Source organism: Streptomyces sp. CWNU-52B (genome assembly GCF_047444975.1).
Taxonomy (GTDB): Bacteria; Actinomycetota; Actinomycetes; order Streptomycetales; family Streptomycetaceae; genus Streptomyces.
Genome location: NZ_JBLFJV010000013.1, coordinates 184,256 through 209,230, shown reverse-complemented (window position 1 = coordinate 209,230; position 24,975 = coordinate 184,256). Strand labels below are relative to the sequence as shown.

General features: G+C 71.9%; 22 protein-coding genes and 1 pseudogene. 15 read left to right on the top strand and 8 right to left on the bottom strand.

Annotated features, from left to right (window positions below):
• Nucleotides 1-19 precede the first annotated feature (19 nt).
• The 5 genes from ACLVWQ_RS15895 to ACLVWQ_RS15875 all read right to left on the bottom strand — a co-directional run bounded on the left by ACLVWQ_RS15895 (nt 20) and on the right by ACLVWQ_RS15875 (nt 5,135).
• Nucleotides 20-880, bottom strand: coding sequence for a phosphatidylinositol-specific phospholipase C/glycerophosphodiester phosphodiesterase family protein (locus ACLVWQ_RS15895; protein ID WP_414109331.1), 861 nt, complete (start codon nt 878-880; stop codon nt 20-22).
• Between the two features lie 246 nt (nt 881-1,126).
• Nucleotides 1,127-2,221 carry an acyl-CoA dehydrogenase family protein gene (locus tag ACLVWQ_RS15890; protein WP_414109330.1) on the bottom strand — a complete coding sequence of 365 codons (1,095 nt, stop codon included), beginning with the start codon at nt 2,219-2,221 and terminating at the stop codon, nt 1,127-1,129.
• Nucleotides 2,218-3,429 carry an acyl-CoA dehydrogenase family protein gene (locus ACLVWQ_RS15885; protein ID WP_414109329.1) on the bottom strand — a complete coding sequence of 404 codons (1,212 nt, stop codon included), beginning with the start codon at nt 3,427-3,429 and terminating at the stop codon, nt 2,218-2,220. Before ACLVWQ_RS15885 ends, ACLVWQ_RS15890 begins: the two co-directional genes overlap by 4 nt.
• The gene (locus ACLVWQ_RS15880) at nt 3,426-4,403 is read right to left on the bottom strand and encodes an NADPH:quinone oxidoreductase family protein (protein WP_414109328.1); all 978 of its coding nucleotides are present in this window, start codon (nt 4,401-4,403) and stop codon (nt 3,426-3,428) included. Before ACLVWQ_RS15880 ends, ACLVWQ_RS15885 begins: the two co-directional genes overlap by 4 nt.
• A 150-nt stretch (nt 4,404-4,553) precedes the next feature.
• Nucleotides 4,554-5,135, bottom strand: a complete 582-nt coding sequence (locus ACLVWQ_RS15875) for a helix-turn-helix domain-containing protein (protein WP_414109387.1) — start codon at nt 5,133-5,135, stop codon at nt 4,554-4,556.
• Nucleotides 5,136-5,287: 152 nt separating this feature from the next.
• Here ACLVWQ_RS15875 and ACLVWQ_RS15870 point away from each other — a divergent pair, with 152 nt between their 5' ends.
• The 5 genes and pseudogenes from ACLVWQ_RS15870 (at nt 5,288) to ACLVWQ_RS15850 (ending at nt 10,045) form a co-directional block, all read left to right on the top strand.
• Nucleotides 5,288-6,256, top strand: a complete 969-nt coding sequence (locus ACLVWQ_RS15870; RefSeq protein ID WP_414109327.1) for an NAD(P)/FAD-dependent oxidoreductase — start codon at nt 5,288-5,290, stop codon at nt 6,254-6,256.
• Nucleotides 6,257-6,307: 51 nt separating this feature from the next.
• Nucleotides 6,308-7,855, top strand: coding sequence for an ATP-dependent DNA ligase (locus tag ACLVWQ_RS15865; protein WP_414109325.1), 1,548 nt, complete (start codon nt 6,308-6,310; stop codon nt 7,853-7,855).
• Nucleotides 7,852-8,277 (top strand): annotated as a pseudogene (locus ACLVWQ_RS15860) (NUDIX domain-containing protein); the annotation flags it as partial. The gene ACLVWQ_RS15865 and the pseudogene ACLVWQ_RS15860, both read left to right, overlap by 4 nt.
• Nucleotides 8,278-8,391: 114 nt before the next feature.
• On the top strand, nt 8,392-9,777 hold the full coding sequence (locus tag ACLVWQ_RS15855) for an NADP-dependent succinic semialdehyde dehydrogenase (RefSeq protein WP_414109386.1): 1,386 nt from the start codon (nt 8,392-8,394) through the stop codon (nt 9,775-9,777).
• Between the two features lie 25 nt (nt 9,778-9,802).
• A complete protein-coding gene (locus ACLVWQ_RS15850; RefSeq protein WP_414109324.1) occupies nt 9,803-10,045 on the top strand; it encodes a DUF6213 family protein in 243 nt (80 codons plus the stop codon).
• A gap of 120 nt (nt 10,046-10,165) precedes the next feature.
• Here ACLVWQ_RS15850 and ACLVWQ_RS15845 read toward each other — a convergent pair whose 3' ends face one another.
• The gene (locus tag ACLVWQ_RS15845) at nt 10,166-10,858 is read right to left on the bottom strand and encodes a transcriptional regulator (protein ID WP_414109323.1); all 693 of its coding nucleotides are present in this window, start codon (nt 10,856-10,858) and stop codon (nt 10,166-10,168) included.
• Nucleotides 10,859-11,085: 227 nt separating this feature from the next.
• On the opposite strand from ACLVWQ_RS15845, the gene ACLVWQ_RS15840 reads away from it, so the two are divergent.
• The 3 genes from ACLVWQ_RS15840 to ACLVWQ_RS15830 are packed head-to-tail and all read left to right on the top strand — an operon-like array spanning nt 11,086 to nt 13,932.
• On the top strand, nt 11,086-12,150 hold the full coding sequence (locus ACLVWQ_RS15840) for a type III polyketide synthase (protein ID WP_414109322.1): 1,065 nt from the start codon (nt 11,086-11,088) through the stop codon (nt 12,148-12,150).
• Nucleotide 12,151: 1 nt separating this feature from the next.
• Nucleotides 12,152-13,408 carry a cytochrome P450 gene (locus ACLVWQ_RS15835; protein ID WP_414109321.1) on the top strand — a complete coding sequence of 419 codons (1,257 nt, stop codon included), beginning with the start codon at nt 12,152-12,154 and terminating at the stop codon, nt 13,406-13,408.
• Nucleotides 13,405-13,932 (top strand): cupin domain-containing protein, encoded by a 528-nt coding sequence (locus ACLVWQ_RS15830; protein ID WP_414109320.1) that lies wholly within the window; start codon nt 13,405-13,407, stop codon nt 13,930-13,932. Before ACLVWQ_RS15835 ends, ACLVWQ_RS15830 begins: the two co-directional genes overlap by 4 nt.
• Before the next feature lie 404 nt (nt 13,933-14,336).
• On the opposite strand, the gene ACLVWQ_RS15825 is transcribed toward ACLVWQ_RS15830, so the two are convergent.
• Nucleotides 14,337-15,566: an acyl-CoA dehydrogenase family protein gene (locus ACLVWQ_RS15825; protein ID WP_414109319.1), complete on the bottom strand. Its 1,230-nt coding sequence runs from the start codon at nt 15,564-15,566 to the stop codon at nt 14,337-14,339.
• Nucleotides 15,567-15,735: 169 nt separating this feature from the next.
• On the opposite strand from ACLVWQ_RS15825, the gene ACLVWQ_RS15820 reads away from it, so the two are divergent.
• Nucleotides 15,736-16,380, top strand: a complete 645-nt coding sequence (locus ACLVWQ_RS15820) for a TetR family transcriptional regulator (protein WP_414109318.1) — start codon at nt 15,736-15,738, stop codon at nt 16,378-16,380.
• A gap of 106 nt (nt 16,381-16,486) precedes the next feature.
• Here ACLVWQ_RS15820 and def read toward each other — a convergent pair whose 3' ends face one another.
• A complete protein-coding gene (gene def / locus ACLVWQ_RS15815) occupies nt 16,487-17,026 on the bottom strand; it encodes a peptide deformylase (RefSeq protein WP_414109317.1) in 540 nt (179 codons plus the stop codon).
• Nucleotides 17,027-17,169: 143 nt separating this feature from the next.
• Here def and ACLVWQ_RS15810 point away from each other — a divergent pair, with 143 nt between their 5' ends.
• From ACLVWQ_RS15810 to ACLVWQ_RS15785, 6 genes are all read left to right on the top strand, one after another.
• Nucleotides 17,170-18,408, top strand: coding sequence for a MurT ligase domain-containing protein (locus tag ACLVWQ_RS15810; RefSeq protein ID WP_414109316.1), 1,239 nt, complete (start codon nt 17,170-17,172; stop codon nt 18,406-18,408).
• Nucleotides 18,409-18,427: 19 nt separating this feature from the next.
• Nucleotides 18,428-19,156 carry a type 1 glutamine amidotransferase gene (locus ACLVWQ_RS15805; RefSeq protein ID WP_414109315.1) on the top strand — a complete coding sequence of 243 codons (729 nt, stop codon included), beginning with the start codon at nt 18,428-18,430 and terminating at the stop codon, nt 19,154-19,156.
• Nucleotides 19,157-19,321: 165 nt separating this feature from the next.
• On the top strand, nt 19,322-20,347 hold the full coding sequence (locus ACLVWQ_RS15800) for a 6-phosphofructokinase (protein ID WP_414109314.1): 1,026 nt from the start codon (nt 19,322-19,324) through the stop codon (nt 20,345-20,347).
• Between the two features lie 137 nt (nt 20,348-20,484).
• Complete coding sequence (locus tag ACLVWQ_RS15795; protein WP_414109313.1) at nt 20,485-21,435, top strand: cytochrome c oxidase assembly protein; 951 nt, start codon at nt 20,485-20,487, stop codon at nt 21,433-21,435.
• Between the two features lie 181 nt (nt 21,436-21,616).
• Nucleotides 21,617-23,089, top strand: a complete 1,473-nt coding sequence (locus tag ACLVWQ_RS15790; RefSeq protein WP_414109312.1) for a DUF6777 domain-containing protein — start codon at nt 21,617-21,619, stop codon at nt 23,087-23,089.
• Complete coding sequence (locus tag ACLVWQ_RS15785; protein WP_414109311.1) at nt 23,026-24,966, top strand: protein kinase domain-containing protein; 1,941 nt, start codon at nt 23,026-23,028, stop codon at nt 24,964-24,966. Before ACLVWQ_RS15790 ends, ACLVWQ_RS15785 begins: the two co-directional genes overlap by 64 nt.
• The last annotated feature ends 9 nt before the right edge of the window (nt 24,967-24,975 follow it).

Here is a 24,975-nt window from a genome sequence, read left to right as displayed (position 1 = left end):
CGTGTGACCGGGCGCGGGGTCACGCCCGTCGACGGGCGTCCAGGAAGGCTTCGAGTCCCGCGAGGTCGTCGGTGTTGAGGTGGTCGGCGTCCGCGGCGAGGAGTTCGCCCCAGACCGCGTCACGCTCGGGACCCGCCAGATCCGGGGTGGCCCAGAAGCGGACCCGCTGTCCACGGGAGTGCGCCGCCGAGATGATCCCGCGCAGCTTGCTCCGCTCGGCCTCGGGGAAGGTGCCGACGCCCTGCCAGGTGAAGTTGAGTGTCCAGTTGTCGCTGATCAGCGGGATGAAGGAGGCCGGGGCCGCGCTGCCGAGATCGGTGAGCCGGCCGTCGTAGAAGGCGCGCCGCACGCTCTGGGCCTCCATGGGCACCCGGGCGGCACGGTCGCCGGAGATCACGGCGGTCACCGCGCCGGGCAGCACGCGGCCACGGGCGTACGTGGTGAACAGGTGCCGGTAGGGGCGCAGCCGGCGGTCCAGTTCGAGGTAGGTGGCCGCACCCTCGGTCTTGATGTCGATGAGCAGTTGGAGGGGCCTGCGGTGTCCCCGGTACACCGCGCCGCCGCCCGCCTTCACGCGGGCGGCGAGCGGGTTCAGGTAGAGGGACTCCAGGGTGCGGGCCGGGTCGAGCTCCACCGGGTCGTGGGCGACGAGGAGTTGGCCGTCGACGAGGTAGATGTCGGCCTCGACGCTGCCGAAGCGGTGGTCGAGGGCGTCGAGGAGGGGCCGGGGGTGGAGGTAGTCGTTGTGGGCGTGCGCGCGCCACAGCGGACGCGGGCGGTGCCTGTCCTCGCCCGCCTGTGCGTACGCGGGCAGGGCGATGCTGCCCGCCAGTCCGGCGGCGAGGGTGGTGAGGGCTCTGCGACGGGTGGTGAGGGCCATGTCTGCCTCCCTGGGGGATGCCGTGCGGGGTCACGGTGGCGCCCCGGCGGTGCGGCCGGGGCTGGGGAGAGTATGGAGTGCCGACATGGCCGAAGAGCAGAGCCGTGCGGGGAGTTGGCCGGACTGCCACGGTGAGTTCACTTCGCCGGGAGCACCCGGCGAGGGCCCGCTCCTCCAGGAGCGGGCCCTCGTGGGTTCGGTGCGGGCCGGCGAGCCGGTGGGCCCACGGGTCAGGGAGTCTGCGGGTCAGGGGGCCTGGAGGTCCACCAGGCCGGCCAGTGCCTCCCGGTGGCTGCCCGCCGTGCCGTACGCGAGCGAGTCGGCCTTGGCCCGCTTCAGGTACAGGTGCGCCGGATGCTCCCAGGTCATGCCGATCCCGGCGTGCAACTGGAGCGCCTCCTCGGCGGCGTGGACGGCGACGGGCGCCGCGTACGCCTGGGCGACGGCGGCCGCCACGTCGGCGTCCGTGCTCCCGGTGGCCAGCGCGTCGGCCGCGTAGCGGGCCGCGGCGCGCACGCCGACGGTCTCCAGCCAGAGCTGGGCGAGCCGGTGCTTCAGCGCCTGGAAGCCGCCGACCGGGCGGTTGAACTGCTTGCGCTCCTTGAGATAGCGGACCGTCTCCGTCAACGACCATTCGGCGAGGCCGAGTTGCTCGGAGGCGAGGAGCCCGGCTCCGGCGCGCAGGGCACGGCGTACGGCGGGTCCGGCGTCTCCGACACGGCGGGCGGCCGCTCCGTCGAGGACGACCTTCGCCACCGGACGGGTCATGTCCAGGGACACCTGCGGGGTGACGGTCACGGCCTGTGCGTCGACCGCGTACAACCCGCCGTCCGCCGCGGGGACGAGCAGCACATCGGCGGCGGCCGCGTCCGCGATGCCGGTCAACTCCCCGTGCAGGGCACCGTTTTCGAGCCGCACGGTCTGGTGGGCGGCGCCCGGAGCGACGTTCAGGGCGACGGCCAGGGCGCCGATGCGGCGGCCGGACGCCAGCTCGGCGAGCAGGTCGTCGGCGTCGCACGCCAGCAGCGCCTCGGTGGCGACGACCGCGCTCGTCAGATACGGGACGGGCGCGACGGAGCGGCCCAACTCCTCCAGGACGACGGCGGCTTCGCGGTGGGTGGCGCCCTGGCCGCCCCGCGCCTCGGGCACCAGCAGACCGGCGAGGCCCATGCCGTCGGCGAGCGCCTTCCACGCCTCGCGGTCGAGGGGCGCGCCGGACTCCGTACGGGCGATCACGCCGGCCGGGGCGCAGTGGTCGGCGAGCAGGTCGCGGACGGCGGCGCGGAGGGCCTCTTCCTCCTCCGAGTACAGCAGGTCGGGCTGTGCGCTCTGGGTGGTCATCGGGCGAGGTCCTTCCAGGCGACGTCCTTGTCGGTGCGCGGCTCGGAGGGCAGGCCCAGCACGCGTTCGGCGACGATGTTCAGCAGGACCTCGCTGGTCCCGCCCTCGATGCTGTTGCCCTTGGCACGGAGGTAGCGATAGCCGGCGTCGCGGCCGGTGAAGTCGACGGAGTCGGGGCGCCGCAGCGTCCAGTCCTCGTACAACAGGCCCTCTTCGCCGAGGAGTTCCACCTCCAGGCCGCTGATCTCCTGGTTGAGGCGGGCGAACGCGAGCTTCATGCCGGAGCCCTCGGGGCCCGGCTGTCCCGCGACCAGCTGCTGGCGCAGGCGTTCACCGGTGAGCCGCGCGACCTCGGCCTCGACCCACAGCTTCAGCAGCCGCTGGTGGGAATCGTGGGTGCGCAGGTCGGGCCGCTCGCGCCAGGTCTTCGTGACGGTGCCGATCATCCCGCCCTCGCGCGGGATGCGCATGCCGCCGATGGAGACCCGCTCGTTCATCAGCGTGGTCTGCGCGACCCGCCAGCCGTCGCCGACCTCACCTAGCCGGTGGGCGTCGGGGATGCGGACGCCGGTGAGGAAGACCTCGTTGAACTCGGCCTCGCCGGTGATCTGGCGCAGTGGCCGCACCTCGACACCGGGGTCGGTCATGTCGCAGATGAAGTACGTGATGCCGCGGTGCTTGGGCACGTCCGGGTCGGTGCGGGCGATGAGGATGGCCCAGCGGGCGACGTGGGCGCTGGACGTCCACACCTTCTGCCCGTCGACCACCCAGTCCCCCTCGCCGTCGCGTACCGCGCGGGTGCCCAGGGCCGCCAGGTCGGAGCCGGCGCCGGGCTCGCTGAACAGCTGGCACCAGGTCTCCTCGCCCACCCACAGGGGCCGGAGGAAGCGGCGCTTCTGTTCCTCGGTGCCGAAGCCGAGGATCGTCGGCGCGGCCATACCGAGGCCGATGCCGATGCGCCGCGGGTCGTTGTCGGGAGCTCCCGCGGCCTCCAACTCGGTGTCCACGACGGCCTGGAGGGAGCGCGGCGCGCCGAGGCCGCCGAGCCCCTGCGGATAGTGCACCCAGGCGAGTCCCGCATCGAAGCGGGCCTTGAGGAAGTCCAGGCGGTCGGTGCTGCCGACCGGATTCTCGGTCAGCAACTCCTGGGTACGGCGGCGCAGTTCGGCGGCGTCGATCGTCCCGCTCCTGCTCGCGGCGTCGGTCATGCGGCCGCTCCGTTCGTGAGGGAGGGCACCACGGTGACCCGGCCCGTGGTGACGCCGTCGGCCAGCCGCTGGACCGCGTCGGCGGCGCCGGCCAGCGGCACGCGCTCGCTGACGAGCGGCCGAATCGCCCCCCGGGCGGACAGCTCGGTCAGCTGCTCGTGGCAGCGCAGGACCAGCTTCGGGTCCTTGGTCCCGTACAGACCCCAGTGCAGGCCCAGGATCGCGTAGTTCTTCACCAGGGCGTGGCTGAGCGACGGGCTGGGGATCGTCCCGCTCGCGAAGCCGACAACCACGATCCGGCCCTCGAAGGCGACGACCTTGGTGGACTGGGTGTAGGCGTCCCCACCGACGGGGTCGTAGATCACGTCGGCGCCCCGGCCGCCGGTGGCCTCCTTGACGGCGCCCACGACGTCCTCGGCGCGCCGGTCCACGACGACGTCGCAGCCCAGTTCCCGGGCGACCGCGGCCTTCTCGGCGCCGCCCACGACGCCGATGACCCGCGCGCCGGCCGCCTTCCCGAGCTGCACGGCCGCGCTGCCGACCCCGCCCGCGGCGGCGTGCACGAGCAACGTCTCGCCGGCCTCCAGACGGGCCCGCCGGTGCAGGCCGAACCAGCCGGTCTGGTACCCGATGTGCAGGGCGGCCGCCTCGGCGTCGTCCAGCGACTCGGGCGCGGGCAGCAGGGCCGCGGCGTCCGCAACGGCGTACTCGGCGAAGCCGCCGTGCGGCAGCGCCGGGTTGGCGATGACCCGCCGTCCGTCCTCGGTCTCACCGCAGATCTCCACGCCGGGCGTGAACGGCAGCGGCGGCCTGACCTGGTACTGCCCGCGACACATCAGCGCGTCCGGGAAGTTGATGTTCGCCGCGCGCACCTTCAGCAGGACCTGGCCGTCACCGGGCGTGGGCCGCGCCACCTCGGCGAGTCGCATCACCTCGCCGGGCTCGCCGTTCTCGTGCACTTGCCATGCCTGCATGCGGGGCCTCCACGGGACTGCTTCGTCTGACCGGGTTCCACCGCATACTAAGCGGTCGCTTGCCGATCAGGGAACAGTCGGCGCCCGCCCGCGTAGGCAGCCGCCGGCTTCGACCGCCCACCGCCCTCCACACGCCACGCACCGCTGGTGTCAGTCGTCCCGGCCGCCACGCTTGGGACGCGCCCGGACATGCATCCGCTCCCCCTGCCGCCCGAAGAGGCTCAGGAACTCCACGGGCCCCTCCCCCGTCGACCCGAACCAGTGCGGCACACGGGTGTCGAACTCCGCGGCCTCCCCCGCGCCGAGCACCACGTCATGGTCGCCGAGCACGAGGCGCAGCCGCCCCGAGAGCACGTACAGCCACTCGTAGCCCTCGTGGGTACGCGGCTCCGGCTCCTGCTTCCGCCGGGGTTCGAGCACCTTGTAGGCCTGGAGGCCGCCGGGCTGGCGGGTGAGCGGCCAGTGCGTACGGCCGTGCATGACGATCGGTTTCGCCGCGCGGACGCGCGGGTCGTCGACCTGGGGTGCCCCGACGAGTTCGTCGAGGGGCACGTGGTGGGCGCGCGCGATGGGCAGCAGCAGCTCCAGGCTGGGTTTGCGCAGCCCCGACTCCAGCCGGGAGAGGGTGCTCACGGAGATGCCCGTGGCGGTGGACAGGCCCGCGAGGGTGGCGCCGCGCTCCTTGCGGATGCGGCGCAGCCGGGGGCCGACGTCCGCGAGGACCCCCTCCATGTCGGCCGTGTCGGCGTCGGCCGCGTCGTCGGCGGCGGCTTGGCCCGTGCCGGTCCCCGTGTGCCCTTCGTGATCCGCGTGCTCGCTCATACCTGTATTGCAGTTTCGGCAACAGTATTTGTCAATACGGCGGCTGTGGGGCGACCTTCTCAGTGGAGGTGGTCACCTTGACCCGTACAACCGATACCTATGAAGTGGTCGTCGTCGGTGGCGGCGCGGCCGGGCTGTCCGCGGCGCTCGTCCTGGGGCGCGCCCGCCGGAGCGTGCTCGTGATCGACGCGGGCGAGCCGCGCAACGCACCCGCCGCCCATATGCAGGGCTATCTGACCCGCGACGGGATGTCACCGGCCGAGTTTCTCGCCGTGGGGCGCGAGGAGATCGCGCGGTACGGGGTCGAGCTCGTCCGGGACCGGGCGGTGGACGTGGCGCGGGACGCGGACGGGGAGTTCGACGTGACACTGGAAGGAGGGCGCGCGGTGCACGGGCGCAGGCTGTTCGTGGCCACCGGCCTCGCCGACGAGCTGCCGACGGTGCCGGGGGTCGCCGAGCGCTTCGGCCGGGACGTGCTGCACTGCCCCTACTGCCACGGCTGGGAGGTCCGGGACCAGGCCTTCGGCGTACTCGCCACGACCCCGATGGGTGTGCACCAGGCCCTGATGGTCTCCCAGTGGTCCAAGGACGTGACCCTGTTCCTGCACACGGTCGCCGAGGAGGACCTCACGGACGAGGATCTGCGCAGGCTCGCCGCGGCCGGGGTCGCCGTGGTGCCCGGCGAGGTCGCGGGGCTCGACGTCGTCGACGACCGGCTCACCGCGGTGCGCCTGGCGGACGGTACGGCGCACGAGCGCGCGGTGCTGTTCGTGGCGCCCCGGCCGGTCCCGCGCACCGGTCTGCTGGAGCGGCTGGGCGCCGAACTCCAGGAGACGCCCTTCGGCACGTACGCCGTGGTCGACGCGACGGGCCTGACCAGCGTGCCCGGCGTGTGGGCCGCGGGCAACGCGATCGGCTTCGGCGAGCAGGTGGTGAACGCGGCGAGCGGCGGCTACCGGGCGGGGGCCACGATCAACGGCGAACTGCTCTTCGCGGACCTCGACGCGGTCGCCCCGGCGTCCCGGGTGTAGAGACGCGACCGCCCGGGTGTGGACCCGCCGTCCGCGTTGCACCATGGCTGCATGCTGCTGAGCCGGCTCGCCCGTGTGTCCCAGGAGGTCGCCGCCACCTCGGCGCGGTCCCGGAAGGTCGCTCTGCTCGCGGAGCTGTTCCGGGACGCCGAGGCGGACGACGTACCGGTCGTCATCCCGTATCTGGCGGGCCGGCTGCCCCAGGGGCGGCTCGGTGTCGGCTGGAAGATCCTCGGCGTGCCCGTCCCGCCCGCCGAGGAGGCCGTCCTGACCGTGCGGGAGGTGGACGCCCGGCTCACTGAGCTGGGCGCGGTCTCCGGCACCGGCGCGCAGGCCCGGCGGGCCCGGCTGGTCGGGGAATTGCTGGGCGCGGCCACCGAGCCCGAGCAGCGGTTCCTGCTCGCGCTGCTCGGCGGGGAGGTCCGCCAGGGCGCCCTGGACGCCGTCGCGGTCGAGGGCCTCGCCCTGGCGACCGGCGCGCCCGCGGCCGACGTACGCAGGGCGGTGATGCTGGCGGGCTCGCTGCAAAGCGTGGCCGAGCGGCTGCTCGCCGAGGGGCCCGGGGCGCTGGAGGCGTTCCGGCTCACCGTCGGCCGGCCCGTCCTGCCGATGCTGGCGCACAGCGCCCCGTCCGTCGCCGAGGCGGTCGACAAGCTCGGCGCCTGCGCGGTCGAGGAGAAGCTCGACGGCATTCGCGTCCAGGTCCACCGCGACGGCGACACCGTACGCCTCTACACCCGCACCCTCGACGACATCACCGACCGGCTGCCCGAACTCACCGACGCCGCCAGGAAGTTGAAGGGCGAGCGGTTCATCCTGGACGGCGAGGTCATCGCGCTCGACGACAGCGGGCGGCCCCGGTCCTTCCAGGACACCGCGGGCCGCGTCGGCTCCCGGGTGGACGTCGCCACGGCCGCCGAGGCGGTGCCCGTCTCCCCCGTCTTCTTCGACGTCCTGTCCGTGGACGGCCAGGACCTGCTCGACCTGCCGTTCACCGACCGGCACGCGATGCTCGCCCGGCTGGTCCCCGAGCCGATGCGCGTACGCCGCGCCCTCGTGACGGACCCCGCGGACGAGACGGCGCGGGCCGGCGCCGAGCGGTTCCTCGCCGACACGCTCGCGCGCGGTCACGAGGGGGTCGTCCTCAAGTCCCTGGACGCCCCCTACAGCGCGGGCCGGCGCGGTGCCTCCTGGCTGAAGGTCAAGCCCGTGCACACCCTCGACCTGGTCGTGCTGGCCGCCGAGTGGGGTCACGGCCGCCGCACCGGCAGGCTCTCCAATCTGCACCTGGGCGCGCGCGGGCCGGACGGTTCGTTCGTGATGCTGGGCAAGACGTTCAAGGGCATGACGGACGCGATGCTGGCCTGGCAGACCGAGCGGCTCCGGGAACTCGCCGTCGAGGAGAGCGGATACGTGGTGACGGTCCGTCCGGAGCTGGTCGTGGAGATCGCGTACGACGGTCTGCAGCGCTCGACCCGCTACCCGGCGGGTGTCACCCTGCGCTTCGCCCGGGTCGTGCGCTACCGCGAGGACAAGACCCCGGCGGAGGCCGACACCGTCGAGACGCTGCTCGCCGCGCACCCGGAGGTGACCCCGTGACCGCCGCCGCCTCGGCCCGGAAGCGCAGTGCGGGCCTGCTCCTGTTCCGCCGCGGCGGTGACGGGGTGGAGGTGCTGCTGGGGCACATGGGCGGCCCGTTCTTCGCGCGGCGCGACGCCGGGGCGTGGTCCGTGCCGAAGGGCGAGTACGGGCCCGACGAAACGGCCTGGGACGCCGCGCGCCGCGAGTTCGAGGAGGAACTGGGCCTGCCGCCGCCCGCCGGCCAGGCCGTCCCCCTCGGCGAGGTCACCCAGACGAACGGGAAAGTCGTCACCGCCTGGGCCGTGGAGGCGGACCTCGACCCGGCGGCCGTGGTCCCGGGCACCTTCACGATGGAGTGGCCCCGCGGCTCGGGCCGTCTCCAGGAGTTCCCCGAACTGGACCGCGTGGCGTGGTTCCCCCTGAACCAGGCCAGAGCCTTGCTGATCAAGGCCCAGACGACGTTCCTGGACCGTCTCGAAGGGCACTCGTGCCTCGAAGGGGCGCGGGGAACTGCGCGACCGGCCACAACGCACCCGCACCAGGAGGTCAAAGCCATGCCCATCGCCACCGTGAACCCGGCAACCGGCGAAACACTCAAGACCTACGACGCCCTCACCGACAAGGAGATCGAGCACCGGCTCGCGACCGCCGAGGCCGCCTTCCACACCCACCGCACCACCTCCTTCGCCGAGCGCGCACGCCTGCTGCGCCGGGCCGCCGACCTCCTGGAGGGCGACGCGCCGGACATCGGCCGGGTGATGACCACCGAGATGGGCAAGCCGGTCGAGCAGGCCCGCGCGGAAGCGCTGAAGTGCGCCAAGTCGATGCGCTGGTACGCCGACCACGCCGAGGAACTGCTCGCCGACGAGGAGGGCGCCAGGGCCGACGCCGAGGACTCCGGCGCCTCCCGGGTCCTCGTGCGCTACCGCCCGCTCGGACCGGTGCTCGCCGTCATGCCCTGGAACTTCCCGCTCTGGCAGGTGATCCGCTTCGCCGCGCCCGCGCTGATGGCGGGCAACGTCGGACTGCTCAAGCACGCCTCGAACGTCCCGCAGACCGCCCTCTACCTGGAGGACCTGTTCCGGCGTGCGGGCTACCCGGAGGGCTGTTTCCAGACACTGCTCATCGGCTCGGGCGCGGTCGAGGACATCCTGCGCGACCCGCGGATCAAGGCGGCCACCCTGACCGGCAGCGAACCCGCGGGCCGCGCGGTCGCCTCGGTCGCCGGGGACGAGGTCAAGAAGACCGTCCTGGAGCTGGGCGGCAGCGACCCGTACGTGGTGATGCCCTCGGCGGACCTCGACCGGGCGGCGAGGACCGCGGTGACGGCCCGGGTGCAGAACAACGGGCAGTCCTGCATCGCCGCCAAGCGGTTCATCGTCCACACCGACGTCTTCGACGCCTTCGCCGAGCGTTTCGCCGCCGGCATGAAGGCCCTCACCGTGGGCGACCCGCTCGACGAGGACACGGACGTCGGACCGCTCTCCACCGAGCAGGGCCGCGACGACCTGACGGAACTGGTCGACGACGCCGTCGAGAACGGAGCGACCGTGCTGTGCGGCGGTGAGCGCCCCGAAGGGGACGGCTGGTACTACCCGCCCACCGTCCTCGCCGACATCACCCCCGAGATGCGCATCCACCACGAGGAGGCGTTCGGGCCCGTCGCCACGCTCTACCGCGCCGCCGATCTCGACGAGGCGGTGGCCATCGCCAACGACACGCCGTTCGGGCTGAGTTCCAACGTCTGGACCCGCGACGAGACCGAGACCGACCGTTTCGTCCGGGATCTGGAGGCCGGCGGGGTGTACTTCAACGGGATGACGGCGTCCCATCCGGCGTTCCCGTTCGGCGGAGTCAAGCGGTCGGGCTACGGTCGGGAACTCTCGGGGCACGGAATCCGAGAGTTCTGCAACATCACCACCGTATGGCACGGAGCGTGAGCGTTCCGCGGCTACGATCCCCCCTGTGAACCGCGAAGTGACCCTGCCTCTGATCGTCGACGACCGCGGGACCTTGCAGGTGGCTGCCGCCGATGTGAGCAAGCTGCTGCGCACGATGGGCGGCCGGTGGCTGTATCTGGTGGAAGCGGGGCAGGACGGGCTCGACGAGGACACCGTGGCCGCGCTCACGATCGAACTGGCGAAGCTCGCCGACCGGATCGATGTGGCGTGCATCGCGCACAGCAGCGGTCGTGCCTCCGGCGGATGACGGGCTGGTCCGAGGTCGCTCGACCGCTGCGGGTGCGTCGTGGTTGAGCTCGCAGTTTCCCGCGCCCCTCATGGGGCGCCCCATGAGGGCCCCTGCACGGCGGTTCGCGAGGAGCGGGCCTTACGGGGCCTGCCGTTGGTCCAGTTCGTACAGGGCTTGCCAGAAGGCGGACTCGTAGGTCGCCAGGAGGCGGCCGTGGTGGTGGGCCCTGGTCTCGTCCAGGGAGTCCGTGTCCAAGGCCGTCTCCACGGCCGCCAGGGCCTTCCGGTCCAGCTCGGCCGACGGTTCGGCGAAGAAGTCGAAGAACGCGCACGCGGCGTCGTCGAGGCCGTAGTGGCGGCGCAGCGCCCCGGCGATCGTGGCGCAGTAGCCGCCCCAGGCCGCGAAGTTGGCGGTGAGGGCGAGGACTGTCTCGGCCGGTGAGCCGTTCAGCGCCAGCCAGGCCACGTACGCGGGATAGGCCTGGCAGTCGGCGAGCGGCTCGTACGCCGCCTCCCGGGCCGCGTCCACGCCGCAGGCCGCCGCGTACGCCCCGAGCCGGTCCTGGGCCAGCGCCTCACCCTCCGCGAGCATGGTGAAGAACGCGGCGCACTCGGGCCCGGCCGGTTGTCCGTCCGCCGCCGAGCGTTCGGCCAGATGGAGGAACGCCCGGAGGTCGGCGGCGATCACATGACGCTGTTCGAGGGCGAGGTGCGCGAGTGTGCCGCGGTGGGCCGCGCCCCTCTCGATCAGCGGGAGGAGCCGGTTGGCGTGCGGCTCCGGAGCGAGGCTTCCGGTGGTGTTCTCCAGCAGTTCCCTGGCCGTGCTCGTCATCGCGCGCGTCCCTTCGGTTCGGCCGGCTCGCTGTCGTGCGCACAGGATCCCACCCACCGGCCCTCTCTCCGACCTGGAGTCCGGCCCGGCCCGGACTCCGGCCCGGCGCCGCGTCCCTGGTCTGGAGTAGCCCCGCGCGATATCCGGGCCCCGCCGGGTCATCGTGGTGGGACCACCCTTCCGCCGGGGGGCGGGAGTCCCCGGCGGGCTAGAGAAGGCGCAGGCCCATGGCGACTTTGTGCAGACCCGCGGTCTCCGTTCCGGAATACGTGATCACGATGGAGGAGACGCTCGAGCTGGCGCGCTCCCGCCACCCCGATCACCCCCAACTGCCGCTCGCGCTACGGCTGATCGAGAACACCGGGGTACGCACCCGGCACATCGTGCAGCCCATCGAACAGACGCTCAAGCACCCCGGCTTCGCGGACCGCAACAAGGTGTACGAGACCGAGGCGAAGGCCCGCGTCCCGGCGGTCGTCCAGCGGGCACTCGACGACGCGGACGTCCTGGCCGGCGACATCGACGTGATCATCTACGTCTCGTGCACGGGCTTCATGATGCCCTCACTGACGGCCTGGCTGATCAACTCCATGGGCTTCGCCAGCGACACCCGCCAGATACCCATCGCACAGCTCGGTTGTGCCGCCGGTGGCGCCGCGATCAACCGGGCCCACGACTTCTGCCTGGCCTACCCCGGCGCCAACGCGCTGATCGTGGCCTGCGAGTTCTGCTCGCTGTGCTACCAGCCGACCGACCTCGGCGTCGGCTCGCTGCTGTGCAACGGACTGTTCGGGGACGGCATCGCCGCCGCGGTGGTCCGCGGCGAGGGCGGCGAGGGCATCCGCCTGGAGCGCAACGGCTCCTACCTGGTCCCCAAGACCGAGGACTGGATCATGTACGACGTACGGGCCACCGGCTTCCACTTCCTGCTGGACAAGCGGGTGCCCGGCACCATGGAACCGCTCGCCCCCGCCCTCCAGGACCTCGCGGGACTGCACGGCTGGGACGCGTCCGACCTGGACTTCTACATCATCCACGCCGGGGGTCCCCGCATCCTCGACGACCTCAGCAAGTACCTCAAAGTGGCACCGGAGGCCTTCCGGTTCAGCCGGGCGACGCTCACCGAGTACGGGAACATCGCCAGCGCCGTCGTCCTGGACGCGCTGCGCCGGCTGTTCGACGAGGGGGGCTCCCATCACGAGGCCCGCGGGCTGCTCGCCGGTTTCGGGCCGGGGATCACGGCCGAGATGTCGCTGGGCCGCTGGCACCGTACGAGTGAAGAAACGGCGTGACATGACCCTGAACCAAGAGACGACGAACCAGACGAACCAGACGAACCAGCCGGACCAAGAGACGACGGCGCCTCCCCCGGTACGCCACTGGCCGGCCCTCGACCTGACCGGCGTCGACTTCGACCCCGTCCTGTCCGAGCTGATGCGCGAGGGCCCCATCAACAGGATCCAGCTGCCCAACGGCGAGGGCTGGGCCTGGCTGGTCACGCGCTACGAGGACGTACGCCTGGTGACGAACGACCCCCGGTTCAGCCGCGCGGCGGTGCTCGGCCGCGAGGTCACCCGGCTGGCACCGCACTTCATCCCGGCACCGGGCGCGATGAGCTTCGTCGACAAGCCCGACCACGCCCGGCTGCGCAGGGCGGTGAACGCGGCGTTCACCACGCGCGGTGTCGAGCGGCTGCGCGCGAACGCCCGGCGGACCCTCGACGCGATGGTCGACGACATGCTCAGGGACGGCCCGCCGGCCGATCTGATCGACCGGGTCCTGTCCCCCTTCCCCATCGCCGTCATCTGCGAGCTGATGGGGGTCCCGGCCGGCGACCGGCACCTCATGCACACCTGGACCCAGGCGATCCTCTCCTCCTCGCACGGCGCCACGGCCAGCGAGGCGGCCAAGCGGGACATGGAGGGGTACTTCGCCAAGCTCGTCGCCGAGCGCCGCGGCGCCACCGGCGAGGACGTGACCTCGCTGCTCGGCGCGGCGGTCGGCCGGGGCGACATCACCCAGGAGGAGGCGGTGGCGCTCGCGGGCCCGATCCAGATCGGCGGCGAGGCCGTCACCAACAACACCGGGCAGATGCTCTACATCCTGCTGACCAGGCCCGCGCTGTTCGACCGGCTGCGGGACGACCCGGCGCTGCGGCCCCGGGCCCTGGACGAACTGCTGCGGTACATCCCGCACCGCAACGCCGTCGGGCTGTCCCGGATCGCCACGGAGGACGTCGTGCTGCACGGCGTGCGGATCAGGAAGGACGACGCGGTCTACGTGTCCTACCTGGCCGCCAACCGGGACCCGGACGTGTTCCCCGACCCCGACCGGATCGACTTCGAGCGCGGCGCCAATCCGCATCTGGCGTTCGGGCACGGTCCGCACTACTGCGTGGGCGGGATGCTCGCGCGGCTGGAGTCGGAGCTGATGGTGGACACGCTCTTCGACCGGGTTCCGACGCTGCGGCTGTCCGTCTCGGCGGACGAGGTGCCGTGGCGGCGCGGCGCGCTGATCCGCGGGCCCGAGGCCCTGCCCGTCACCTGGTGACCGCGCTCACGCCGCCCGAGGGGCTGCTGGTGCCACCGGGACACGGCCGTACGGTCCGGACCCGGGCCCAGCACGTGACCTTCAAGGTGACCGGTACGCACTCCCGGGCGGCGTCCAGTTTCGAGGTGGTCGTGCCGCCCGGCTTCGACGTCGGCGCGCATGTGCACGCGCGCAGCGAGGAGCTGTTCTACGTTCTCGAAGGCGAACTGGACGTGCTCGCCTTCGAGCCGCTCGTGCGGACGCCGGACCACTGGCAGCGCTGGCGGTCGGGGTCGGGCAACCAGGTGGTACGGGCGACGCCGGGGACGGTGATCGTGGTGCCGCCCGGCTGTCCGCACGCGTTCGCGAACCCGACGGGGGAGCCGGCGAAGATGTTCTTCCAGGCGTCGCCGCCGCCGGATCACGAGCGGTACTTCGAGGAACTGCTGAAGATCCTCGACGTGGGTCCGCCGGACGGGGCGGCGATCGAGGAGCTGCGGTCGAGATACGACATCGAGCAACTGACACCGTTGCGCCACGGCTGAGTGTCCGCGGTCGGGATGGTGCGGGTGAGCGGCGGCTGGTCGCGCAGTTCCCCGCGCCCCTAAAGAGCGGGGCTGCACCCCGGGGCGTCACGTGGTCGACTGCGGGTGGGCGGGGGCTGAGCGCGCAGTTCCCCGCGCCCCTGAAAAGCGGGGCTGCGCCCCAGCTTTTCGTCTTTGAGGGGCGCGGGGAACTGCGCGACCAGCCCCACCCGACCCGCACCCGACAGACAGCCAGGGAGGCGCGGGCGAAGCCCCGCCTCCAAGGGGCGCGGGGAACTGCGCGCTCAACCACACCCGACCCGCACCCGACAGACAGCCAGGGAGGCGTGGGCGCAGCCCCGCCTTCGAGGGGCGCGGGGAACTGCGCGGCCAGCCACACCCGGCCCGCACCCGGCGGACGGCCGTCAGCGGATCGGCATGCCCGACAGGGTTCGTGCGATCACCAGGCGCTGGATCTCACTCGTGCCCTCGAAGATCGTGTAGATCGCGGCGTCCCGGTGCATCCGCTCCACCGGATACTCCCGCGTATACCCGTTGCCACCGAGAATCTGGATCGCCTGCCCGGTGACCTTCTTCGCGGTCTCGCTGGCGAACAGCTTCGACATGGAGCCCTCCGCGGAGGTGAACTGCTTCCCGCTCACCGCCATCCAGGAGGCGCGCCACACCAGCAGCCGGGCCGCGTCGATGGACGTCCGCATGTCGGCGAGCTGGAAGGCCAGACCCTGGTTGTCGATGATCGGGCGGCCGAACTGCTCACGCGTCTTCGCGTAGTCGAGGGCCACCTCGTACGCGGCCCGCGCCGTGCCGACCGCCATGGCCCCGACGGCCGGGCGGGACGCCTCGAACGTGGCCATCGCCGCGTTCTTCGTCCGCTCACCGCCGCCCGCCCTGGCCCGCTCCCGCGCGCGGGCCAGCCGCTCGTCGAGCTTCTCCTTGCCCCCGAGGAGGCAGGACCCGGGGATCCGGACGTTCTCCAGGACGACCTCGGCGGTGTGCGAGGCACGGATGCCGTGCTTCTTGAACTTCTGGCCCTGCGACAGACCGGGCGTGCCGGGCGGGACGATGAAGGACGCGTGCCCCTTGGAACCCAGCTCGGAGTCCACGACGGCGACCACGACGTGCACGTTGGCGATACCGCCGTTGGTCGCCCACGTCTTCGTGCCGTCGAGGATCCACTCGTCCTTGGCCTCGTCGTACACGGCCCGCGTACGCATCGAGGCGACGTCGGAGCCGGCGTCGGGCTCGGAGGAGCAGAAGGCGGCGACCTTGACGTCGTTGGCGTCGCCGTACATCTGGGGGATCCAGGTACCGATCTGCTCCTCGGTGCCGTTGGCGAGGACGCCCACGGCGGCGAGGCCGGTGCCGACGATCGACAGGGCGATGCCCGCGTCACCCCAGAACAGTTCCTCCATGGCCATGGGGATACCGAGACCGGTGGGGTCGAAGTACTGCTGGGCGTAGAAGTCCAGGGAGTAGATGCCGACCTTCGCGGCCTCCTGGATGACCGGCCAGGGAGTCTCTTCCCGCTCGTCCCATTCGGCGGCCGCGGGGCGGATCACGTCGGCGGCGAAGCCGTGGATCCAGTCCCGCACCTCCTTCTGTTCGTCGTTGAGCTCCATGGTGAACTCGGCCATGTCCCCTCCAGCGCTGCACTCACGTGTTACTTGCGGTAACAGTAGCCTGTTACCGATGGGTAGTAAAAGTCAACTCCCCGTTCCAGCTCGGCAGCCCGTTCGAGGTGCGGTCGGCGCATGGTGTTACGTTGCGCAGGCGTCACCGAATCAGCACGGGTGGGGAGAGATCATGGACACCACGCAGCGGACCGATCAGCAGAGGTCCGCCGACCGCCGACGGCGCGAGCTGTTGGAGGCCGCCGACCGGGTGGTGCTCCGCGACGGCCCCGGCGCCTCGATGAACGCCATCGCGGCGGAGGCCGGTATCACCAAGCCGATCCTCTACCGCCACTTCGGCGACAAGGGCGGACTGTACGCGGCCCTCGCCAAGCGTCACACGGACGCCCTCCTCGGCGCGCTGCGGGCCGCGCTGGACGCGCCCGCCGAGCGCCGGGAGCGGGTGGAGGCCACGCTCGACACCTACCTCGCGGCGATCGAGGCCCGCCCGCAGGTCTACCGCTTCCTGATGCACCCGTCGGAGGCCGGCCCGCAGAACGACCAGGGCTTCGACATCGGGGCGTACTCGTTCCCGCTGCTGCGCCGCATGGGCGAGGAGCTCGCCCAGGTCATCGAGGAGCGCGTCGACCTGGGCCCGAACGGCGCACGGCTGGCCCGGGTCTGGGGCCACGGCATCGTCGGCATGATGCACGCCGCCGGCGACTGGTGGCTGGGCGAACGCCCCTGCTCCCGCGCCGAGTTGGTCCAGGCCCTGGCCGACCTCCTATGGGGCCGCCTGGCAGCGGCATCCGACAAGGCGGGCGGCCCGGGCTTCTGACTTCCGGGGGCACGGGGAACGGCGCAGTCTTTTGCTTTTAGGGGCGCGGGGAACGGCGCGCCCCGCCACCACGGGCCCGCATCCGACGAACCGCCCGCGCCCGCCCTCACCGCTCCCACTTGGCGCGCCGCGCCTGCCACAGCACCCGCCGACGCCGCCACCCCGTCACCCGGTCCACGTACAAACCACCGTCGAGGTGATCGCACTCATGCTGAAGGCACCGGGCGAACCACCCGGTCCCGTTCACCCGCACCGGCTCCCCGTCCAGGGTCACCCCCTCCACCACCGCCCGGTCGTACCGCTCCGTCCCCGCCTCCAGCCCCGGCAGCGACAGACACCCCTCGGGCCCGCGCAGCACCACCCCGTCCGCCTCGACCAGCCGCGGGTTCACCACATGCCCCACATGCCGCCGGTCGTCGTCATCGGGGCAGTCGTATACGAAGAGCCGCAACGACCGTCCGACCTGGTTCGCGGCCAGCCCGACCCCCTCCGCCGCGTACATCGTCGCGAACATGTCCTCGACCAGTCGCGCCAGTTGAGGACCGAACTCGGTGACTTCTTCACACCGTGTGTGCAACACGGGGTCACCGAGCAAAGACAGGGGAAGGGCGCGCCCTCGGGCGCCGGGGATCGAGCCGTGTCGCATGGCCGCAAGGGTACGGTCCTCAATGTCGCGTGGGCGCCTGGGTGGTGCCGCGGTTCGGGCACGTGAGTGGATCTCGATAGGCTGAGGGCCACACGTTGCCGGGAGCAGTGCGCGGCGCCGTACGCAAGGAGGATCGAGAACTGATGGCAGGCAACTCGGACCCGCTGTCCCCGCGGGCCAAGCTGGCCGTGACGGCGGGCAAAGCGGTCGCGGCGGCTTCACGTGCCGCGGGCCGCGGCAGCGGATCGGTGATCGGCGGCCGGGTGGCGCTCAAACTCGACCCCGACCTGCTGGCCAGGCTGGCCCAGCACCTGGACGTCATCCTGGTGTCGGCCACCAACGGCAAGACCACCACGACCCGGCTCATCGCCGAGGCGCTGCGGGCCGCGGGGCCCGTCGTCTCGAACGCGCTGGGCGCCAACATGCCCGCGGGCATCACCTCGGCGCTGGCCGGCGGCTCGGACTCACGGTTCGCCGTCATCGAGGTCGACGAGAAGTATCTGTCCGGGGTGGCGCGGGACACGGATCCCAAGTGCATCGCGCTGCTCAACCTCTCGCGCGACCAGCTCGACCGCGCGGCCGAGACCCGCATGATGGCCGAGCACTGGCGCGAGGGCCTGGCCGGGTCCAAGGCGGTCGTGGTGGCCAACGCCGACGACCCGCTGGTCGTCTGGGCCGCGTCCTCCTCACCAAACGTGGTGTGGGTGGCCGCCGGCCAGATGTGGAAGGACGACGCCTGGTCCTGCCCGTCCTGCGGCGGTGTGATGCAGCGCCCCGGCGACGACTGGTTCTGCGGCGACTGCGGTTTCCGCCGCCCCACGCCGAGCTGGGCGCTCTCCGGTGACCACGTCCTGGACCCGCACGGTTCGGCCTGGCCGATCCACCTCCAGCTGCCGGGCCGCGCCAACAAGGCCAACGCGGCCTCGTCGGCGGCCGTCGCCGCCGTCTTCGGCGTACCGCCGCAGGTCGCCCTGGAGCGCATGTACCAGGTCCAGGCCGTGGCCGGACGCTACGACGTCGTGCAGTTCATGCAGCGCGACCTGCGTCTGCTGCTGGCCAAGAACCCGGCGGGCTGGCTGGAGACGTTCTCCCTGATCGACCCGCCGCCGACCCCGGTGATCCTGTCGGTGAACGCCCGCGGCGCCGACGGCACCGACACCTCCTGGCTGTGGGACGTCGACTACACCCAGCTCACCGGCCACCCGATCTTCGTGCTCGGCGACCGCAAGCTGGACCTCGCCGTGCGCCTGGAGGTCGCCAACCAGTCGTTCCAGGTGTGCGAGAGCCTCGACCAGGCGGTGCAGCTCGCGCCGCCCGGCCGGATCGAGGTCGTGGCTAACTACACCGCTTTCCAGGACCTGAGGCGTCGTGTCGGCAACTGAGCCCCGAAGGACGAAGAGAATGAGTGACAACAGCCTGCGGCTGGTGTGGATCTACCCGGACCTGCTGAGCACGTACGGCGACCAGGGCAACGCACTCGTCGTCGAGCGCCGGGCCCGCCAGCGCGGTCTGGACGTGGCCCGTCTCGACGTACGCAGCGACCAGCCCATCCCCACCTCCGGTGACATCTACCTCATCGGGGGCGGCGAGGACCGGCCGCAGCGCCTCGCGGCCGAGCGGCTGCGCCGCGACGGCGGTCTGGACCGGGCGGTCGGCAACGGCGCGATCGTCTTCTCGGTGTGCGCCGGCTACCAGATCCTCGGCCACGAGTTCATCAACGACCTGGGCCAGCGCGAGCCGGGCCTCGGGCTGCTCGACGTGGTCTCCACGCGCGGCGAGGGCGAGCGGTGCGTCGGTGACGTGCTGGGCGACATCGACGCGCGGCTCGGGCTGCCTCCGCTGACCGGCTTCGAGAACCACCAGGGCGTCACGCACCTGGGCCCCACCGCCCGCCCCTTCGCGAACGTGCGGCTCGGCAAGGGCAACGGCACGGGCGACGGCACGGAGGGCGCGTACAACGACACGGTCTTCGGCACGTACATGCACGGGCCCGTGCTCGCCAGGAACCCGCTGATCGCGGATCTGCTGCTCAAGCTGGCCCTCGATGTGAACGCGCTGCCGCCGATCGACGACCGGTGGTACGAGGCGCTGCGCTCCGAGCGCATCGCGGCCGCCCAGCAGCCCGCCTGACCTCAGGGGAACAGCCCGTCCGACGACGTGCCCGCTCATCTGTGCGGGCACGTCCAGCAGGCGGACGCACAGTGTGGACCCGCCCCCTGCCGCCGGTAGGGTGGCGGCGTCCTGCCGGACAGCGTGGTCCGGTTCCCGGCCCACGTTGAGAAGGTATTTCGGGCTATGCGCATTGGTGTCCTCACGTCCGGCGGCGACTGTCCCGGTCTGAACGCCGTCATCCGGTCCGTCGTACACCGTGCCGTCGTCGACCACGGCGACGAGGTCATCGGCTTCCGCGACGGCTGGAAAGGCCTCCTGGAGGGCGACTACCTCAAGCTCGACCTCGACGCCGTGAGCGGCATCCTGGCGCGCGGCGGCACCATGCTCGGTTCCTCCCGGGTCCAGCCCGCCCAGCTGCGCGACGGGGTGGAGCGGGCCAGGGGCCATCTCCAGGACCTCGGCCTCGACGCGATCATCCCGATCGGCGGCGAGGGCACCCTGAAGGCGGCCCGGCTCCTGTCGGACAGCGGACTGCCGATCGTCGGCGTGCCGAAGACCATCGACAACGACATCGCTGTCACCGACGTCACCTTCGGCTTCGACACGGCCGTCGGCGTCGCCACCGAGGCGCTCGACCGGCTGAAGACCACCGCCGAGTCGCACCAGCGGGTCCTGATCGTCGAGGTCATGGGCCGCCACACCGGCTGGATCGCGCTGCACTCCGGCATGGCCGCGGGCGCCCACGCGATCGTCGTGCCGGAACGGCCCTTCGACATCGCCGAGTTGGCAGCCAAGGTCGGCGAGCGCTTCTCCGCCGGCAAGAAGTTCGCCATCGTCGTCGTCGCGGAGGGCGCGAAGCCCCGTGAGGGCACGATGAGTTACGACGAGGGCCGCAAGGACGCGTACGGGCACGAGCGCTTCTCGGGCATCGCCCGGCAGCTCTCCATCGAGCTGGAGGAGCGGCTCGGCAAGGAGGCGCGTCCGGTGATCCTCGGGCACGTCCAGCGCGGGGGTACTCCCACCGCGTACGACCGAGTGCTCGCGACGCGGTTCGGGTGGCACGCGGTGGAGGCCGTGCACCGGGGTGAGTTCGGGAACATGACCGCGCTGCGGGGCACCGACATCGTGATGGTGTCCCTGGCGGAGGCGGTGGAGACGCTGAAGACGGTTCCTGATGAGCGGTACGCCGAAGCGGAGTGCGTTCTCTAGTCAGGCTCTAGTCAAGCCTCGGGCAGGCGCGTGTGGTCGGCTGCGCCCCCACCCCCCGGTCGCCGGTGTGACCGGGGGCGGTTCTAGTCTGGGTCCGGACAGACAGCGCTCAATCAGTACGAACCAGGAGCCGGCGGATGGATCACAGCGGGCACGGCACGACCATGGATCTACCGCCGTTCACGCTGGGGCGGGGCCTCGAATGGTCTCCGGACCCGTTCTTCCTCGTCGCCTGCCTGGTGGGGCTCGCCCTGTACGCGTGGGGTGTGGTGCGGCTGGTGCGGCGCGGTGACGCGTGGCCCGTCGGGCGGATCGTGGCGTTCGTCGTCGGCGTCCTGAGCGTCATGCTCGTCCTCTGCACCGGGCTGAACGACTACGGCATGGTCATGTTCAGCGTGCACATGGTGCAGCACATGGTGATCAGCATGCTGTCGCCGATCCTGATCCTGCTCGGCGCGCCGATCACCCTCGCACTGCGCGCGCTGCCGACCGCGGGCCGCGACCGCAAGGGGCCGCGCGAGCTGCTCCTGATGCTGCTGCACAGCTGGTTCATGCGGATCGTCACGCATCCGGCGTTCACCATCCCGCTGTTCATCGCCAGCCTGTACGCGCTGTACTTCTCCCCGATCTTCGACTTCCTGATGGAGTCCAGGGCGGGTCACATCGCGATGATGTGCCACTTCCTCGCCGTCGGTCTGGTGTTCTTCTGGCCCATCATGGGCGTCGATCCCGGCCCGCACCGGCCCGGCTATCTGATCCGGATGCTGGAGCTGTTCGCCGGTATGCCGTTCCACGCGTTCTTCGGCATCGCGTTGATGATGGGGTCCGAGCCCATGGTCGAGACCTACCGGAACCCGGCCGCCTCGCTGGGCATCGACGCGCTCTCCGACCAGAACGCGGCGGGCGGTATCGCCTGGGCGTTCAGCGAGATCCCGTCCGTGCTCGTGCTGCTCGCGCTGCTCTTCCAGTGGTACCGCTCCGAACAGCGGCAGGCACGGCGTTCGGACCGGGCCGCCGACCGGGACGGCGACAAGGAACTCGAGGCGTACAACGCCTATCTGGCCTCGCTCAGCGCACGCAGTCGCTGAGCCCCTTTTTCCTCCTTTCCGTCACTCCGCGCACTGTGATAATTCCCCTTGACTGAAAGGCTTTGCCATTCAGTAGCATGTTGCGTGACGCCCTGCTTCCGCTCTGCAGGGTTCGGGGGAACCGCCGCCGGGGGGAGCGGTCATGAAAATTCACGCATGCTTGCCGAGGGTCGGAAAAGCCGTGGTCCGAAGGCTTGCCGTACTACTGGCCGCCGCACTGATCCTCAGCGGATGCTCCGAGCAGCGTCTGTTCGCGGTGAAGGCCGTCGCAGCCGGAATACCGTCACTCGCACCTTTCTTCGAAGAGGACGGTTCCCTGGGCAGGGACCGCACGCAGGTCCCGTCGGAGCAACCGCACAGCGGCCTGCAACAGGGCAACACCCCTGGTCTGTACGGGGGCACACGCGACCAGCAGGTCTGTGACGTCGAGCAGCTCAAGGATTTCCTCACGGATCCCAAGAACAAACAAAAGGCCCGGGAATGGGCACGGATCGTGGGTATTACGACCGACCGGATCGAGGAGTACATCGACGGTCTCACACCGGTCCTGTTGCGTCACGACACCCTCGTCAAGAACCACGACTACAAGAAGGGCAAGGCGGTCCCCTACGACGCGTTGCTCGAGGCGGGGGTCGCGGTATTGGTGAACGACCAGGGACTTCCCGCGGTGAAGTGCTCCTGTGGAAATCCACTGAAGGCCTTCGACAAGGATCCTGCGAAGATCTCCGTCAAGTTCGAGGCCGGCAACAAGAAGTGGGACGGCTACGAGAAGTCCGACGTGGTGACCGTCAAACCCGCGCCGCAGCCGCTGGAGCGGATCGCCCTCCTGGACGTGGACGATCCCGGCACGGCCATCACCCGCCCGGTCGGCACCACGGGCGAGCGGGACAGGACGTTCGACGCGACGAAGCCGCACAAGGTGCCTCCCGTGGCGGGGATGACCTTCGACCAGGCCGGTCAGAAGCTGTCCGGAGTCGGACTGGCCGCGGCGTACTCCGGGGACGGGCTCCCCGCGGGCGACGCGCTCGTCACCGGCTCCTCGCCCGGCCCCGGGACACCACTGGCGTTCGGAGAGGCCGTGACACTGACCGTGGACTCGGACTCCGGCTCCGGCTCCGGCTCCGGCTCCGGCTCCGGCGAGAAGCCCACCCCGTCGTCACCCGGCGGGACGACCTCCCCATCGCGCGACGGGACGCCGTCCGAATCGGGCAAGGCGACACCGTCGGGCAAGGAGTCCGAACCCGGTGGCGGGACGTCGTCGTCGGGCAAGAAGACGACCCCCGGCGGCGGCACACCGTCCGGGACGCGGTCGACGCCCGGCGGGGGGACCGCCTCCGCGACCGAGCCCTCGCCCGGCGGCACGACGCCCACCGCGACGGAGTCGACACCGGTCGAGAAGCCGCCGCCGTCCGCGGACCCCACGACCCCGACCGCGTCGACCACGGCGCCCACGGCCGCCCCCACGTCCACCGGCCCCACGCAGGTGGAGCCCACCCGCAGTGAGCCCTCACCCAGCGAGCCGGGCACGGACCCGGCGGCCCTGAGCCCGGCCCAGGCCCACGCAGAGCAGCACCCCGGGAGTGACACCGGATGGCATCAGGAACACCGCAGTCGGGGATCGGCCGGGTCATCGCCGGCCGGTACCTCCTGCTGAACCAGCTGGGCAGCGGCGGCATGGGCCATGTCTGGCTCGCCTACGACCAGCGGCTGGCCTGCGAGGTCGCGCTCAAGGAGATCCTGTTCCGCGACCCGGGCGAGGCGGACCACGACCGCTCGGCCCGGGTCGCCCGCGCCCGCGCCGAGGCCCGGCACGCCGCGGGCCTGCGCGGCCACCCGCACGTCGTGACCGTGCACGACGTCCTGGAGCACGAGGGCCTGCCCTGGATCGTGATGGAGTACGTGGCCGGGGCCCTGGACCTCAGCGCCCTGGTCGCCCGGCGCGGGGCCGTCGCCCCCGCCGAGTGCGCCCGCATCGGGCTCGCCGTCCTGGACGCGCTGACCGCCGGGCACGAGCGTGGTGTCATGCACCGGGACGTGAAGCCCGCCAACATCCTCCTGGCCCCGGACCGCACCGGGTCGCCGTACGCCCGGGTCCTGCTCACCGACTACGGCATCTCCGTGCGGCCCGACGGCGACGAGACCCGGTACACGCTGACCTCCGCGCTGGTGGGCACCGCCGGCTATCTGGCGCCCGAGCGGGCCCAGGGCGGGCCGCCCACCGCGGCCGCCGACCTGTTCTCGCTGGGCTGCACGCTGTACTACGCGGTCGAGGGTTACGGCCCCTTCGACCGTGAGTCGGGCCTCGCGGCGCTCACCGCCGTGGTCCTGGAGGAGCCACGGCCCATGCTGCACGCGGGCGCCCTGGAGCCGCTCCTGTCGGCGATGCTCACCAAGGACCCGGTCCACCGGATCACCGCCGCGCAGGCCGAGGCGGCGCTGTCCGCGGTCCTGACGCCCCAGCCGCACCCCCGGACCCAGCTCGACCCGGGCTCGGAACCCCCGTGGGCGGACGGGAACACCCATACGGTCCCGCCGCGCGCTCCCGCGTACCGGCCGCCCGTCTCCGGGGCCGCGCGGGACCACGAGGCCGGTGCCCGGTGGTACGCGCCGTCCGCAGGCCAGGAGTCCTCCGCGGCTCCTCCGCACCAGGAGAGCCCGGTGGGCCCGGCCGTCCCGGCGATCCCGGCGCCCCCGGGACGACGCCGCCGCAGGCGCAACCGCGTCCTGCCTGCCCTCCTCGGGGCCCTGCTCGGGCTGGCCGTCGCGGGCGGCGGGGCCTGGTACGCCATGGCGTACCTGCCGGGGAAGGGCGCCACCGGCGGCGCCAAACCGTACGGGGACGCCATCGGGCTGACCGAGCCGCTCGTGGACGGGAACTGCGTCGCCACACGGTGGACGAGCACGCCCTTCACCGGAGACCCGCGGCTCCAGGTCGTGACATGCCTCAGCGACCAGACGTACGGGCAGGTGATGGCCGTGTTCGAGGCGGGGTCGGCCGACGACGCCCGCTCGGCCGGCGCCACCCGGTGCGAGCAGCGCACCGAGGAGACCCGCAGGAAACTCGCGGACGTGCGCTCCTACGCCGTCGTGCCGACCTCCGAGGGCTTCGCCGCCGCCGGGCACCGCGTCGCCTGTCTGCTGCTCGACGCCCGCGGCAAACCGCTGTTCGGACCGATCGGGGACCATCGTCCGCGCGGTACGCGGTTCAACGACACGGCCACCATGCAGAAGCGGGACTGCCTCGACAGGATCTCCGACAACAGCGCCCAGCTGGTCCCGTGCGCGGGACCCCATCAGCAGCAGGTGCTCGACTTCCACCGGATGAGCCCGGACACGACCCTCGCGGAGGCGAGGCGACAGGCGACCGCGGCCTGCCGGGAGGAGGTACCGCCCAACGACTACGGCTACGACCCGAACGTCTACACGGGCTCGTCCTGGGTGGGCGAGAGCGCCTGGAACTCCGGGACACATTTGGTCGTCTGTACTGCAATTCGCAAGGACGGGGGCACCATGGAGAGGGACGAACCATGAGGAGGGTGT

Coding starts and splice junctions, on each gene's coding strand:
- ACLVWQ_RS15895 (WP_414109331.1), bottom strand. CDS start 880: ATGGCCCTCACCACCCGTCGCAGAGCCCTCACCACCCTCGCCGCCGGA.
- ACLVWQ_RS15890 (WP_414109330.1), bottom strand. CDS start 2,221: ATGACCACCCAGAGCGCACAGCCCGACCTGCTGTACTCGGAGGAGGAA.
- ACLVWQ_RS15885 (WP_414109329.1), bottom strand. CDS start 3,429: ATGACCGACGCCGCGAGCAGGAGCGGGACGATCGACGCCGCCGAACTG.
- ACLVWQ_RS15880 (WP_414109328.1), bottom strand. CDS start 4,403: ATGCAGGCATGGCAAGTGCACGAGAACGGCGAGCCCGGCGAGGTGATG.
- ACLVWQ_RS15875 (WP_414109387.1), bottom strand. CDS start 5,135: ATGGAGGGGGTCCTCGCGGACGTCGGCCCCCGGCTGCGCCGCATCCGC.
- ACLVWQ_RS15865 (WP_414109325.1), top strand. CDS start 6,308: ATGCTGCTGAGCCGGCTCGCCCGTGTGTCCCAGGAGGTCGCCGCCACC.
- ACLVWQ_RS15855 (WP_414109386.1), top strand. CDS start 8,392: ATGCCCATCGCCACCGTGAACCCGGCAACCGGCGAAACACTCAAGACC.
- ACLVWQ_RS15845 (WP_414109323.1), bottom strand. CDS start 10,858: ATGACGAGCACGGCCAGGGAACTGCTGGAGAACACCACCGGAAGCCTC.
- ACLVWQ_RS15840 (WP_414109322.1), top strand. CDS start 11,086: ATGGCGACTTTGTGCAGACCCGCGGTCTCCGTTCCGGAATACGTGATC.
- ACLVWQ_RS15835 (WP_414109321.1), top strand. CDS start 12,152: ATGACCCTGAACCAAGAGACGACGAACCAGACGAACCAGACGAACCAG.
- ACLVWQ_RS15825 (WP_414109319.1), bottom strand. CDS start 15,566: ATGGCCGAGTTCACCATGGAGCTCAACGACGAACAGAAGGAGGTGCGG.
- ACLVWQ_RS15820 (WP_414109318.1), top strand. CDS start 15,736: ATGGACACCACGCAGCGGACCGATCAGCAGAGGTCCGCCGACCGCCGA.
- def (WP_414109317.1), bottom strand. CDS start 17,026: ATGCGACACGGCTCGATCCCCGGCGCCCGAGGGCGCGCCCTTCCCCTG.
- ACLVWQ_RS15810 (WP_414109316.1), top strand. CDS start 17,170: ATGGCAGGCAACTCGGACCCGCTGTCCCCGCGGGCCAAGCTGGCCGTG.
- ACLVWQ_RS15805 (WP_414109315.1), top strand. CDS start 18,428: ATGAGTGACAACAGCCTGCGGCTGGTGTGGATCTACCCGGACCTGCTG.
- ACLVWQ_RS15800 (WP_414109314.1), top strand. CDS start 19,322: ATGCGCATTGGTGTCCTCACGTCCGGCGGCGACTGTCCCGGTCTGAAC.
- ACLVWQ_RS15795 (WP_414109313.1), top strand. CDS start 20,485: ATGGATCACAGCGGGCACGGCACGACCATGGATCTACCGCCGTTCACG.
- ACLVWQ_RS15785 (WP_414109311.1), top strand. CDS start 23,026: ATGGCATCAGGAACACCGCAGTCGGGGATCGGCCGGGTCATCGCCGGC.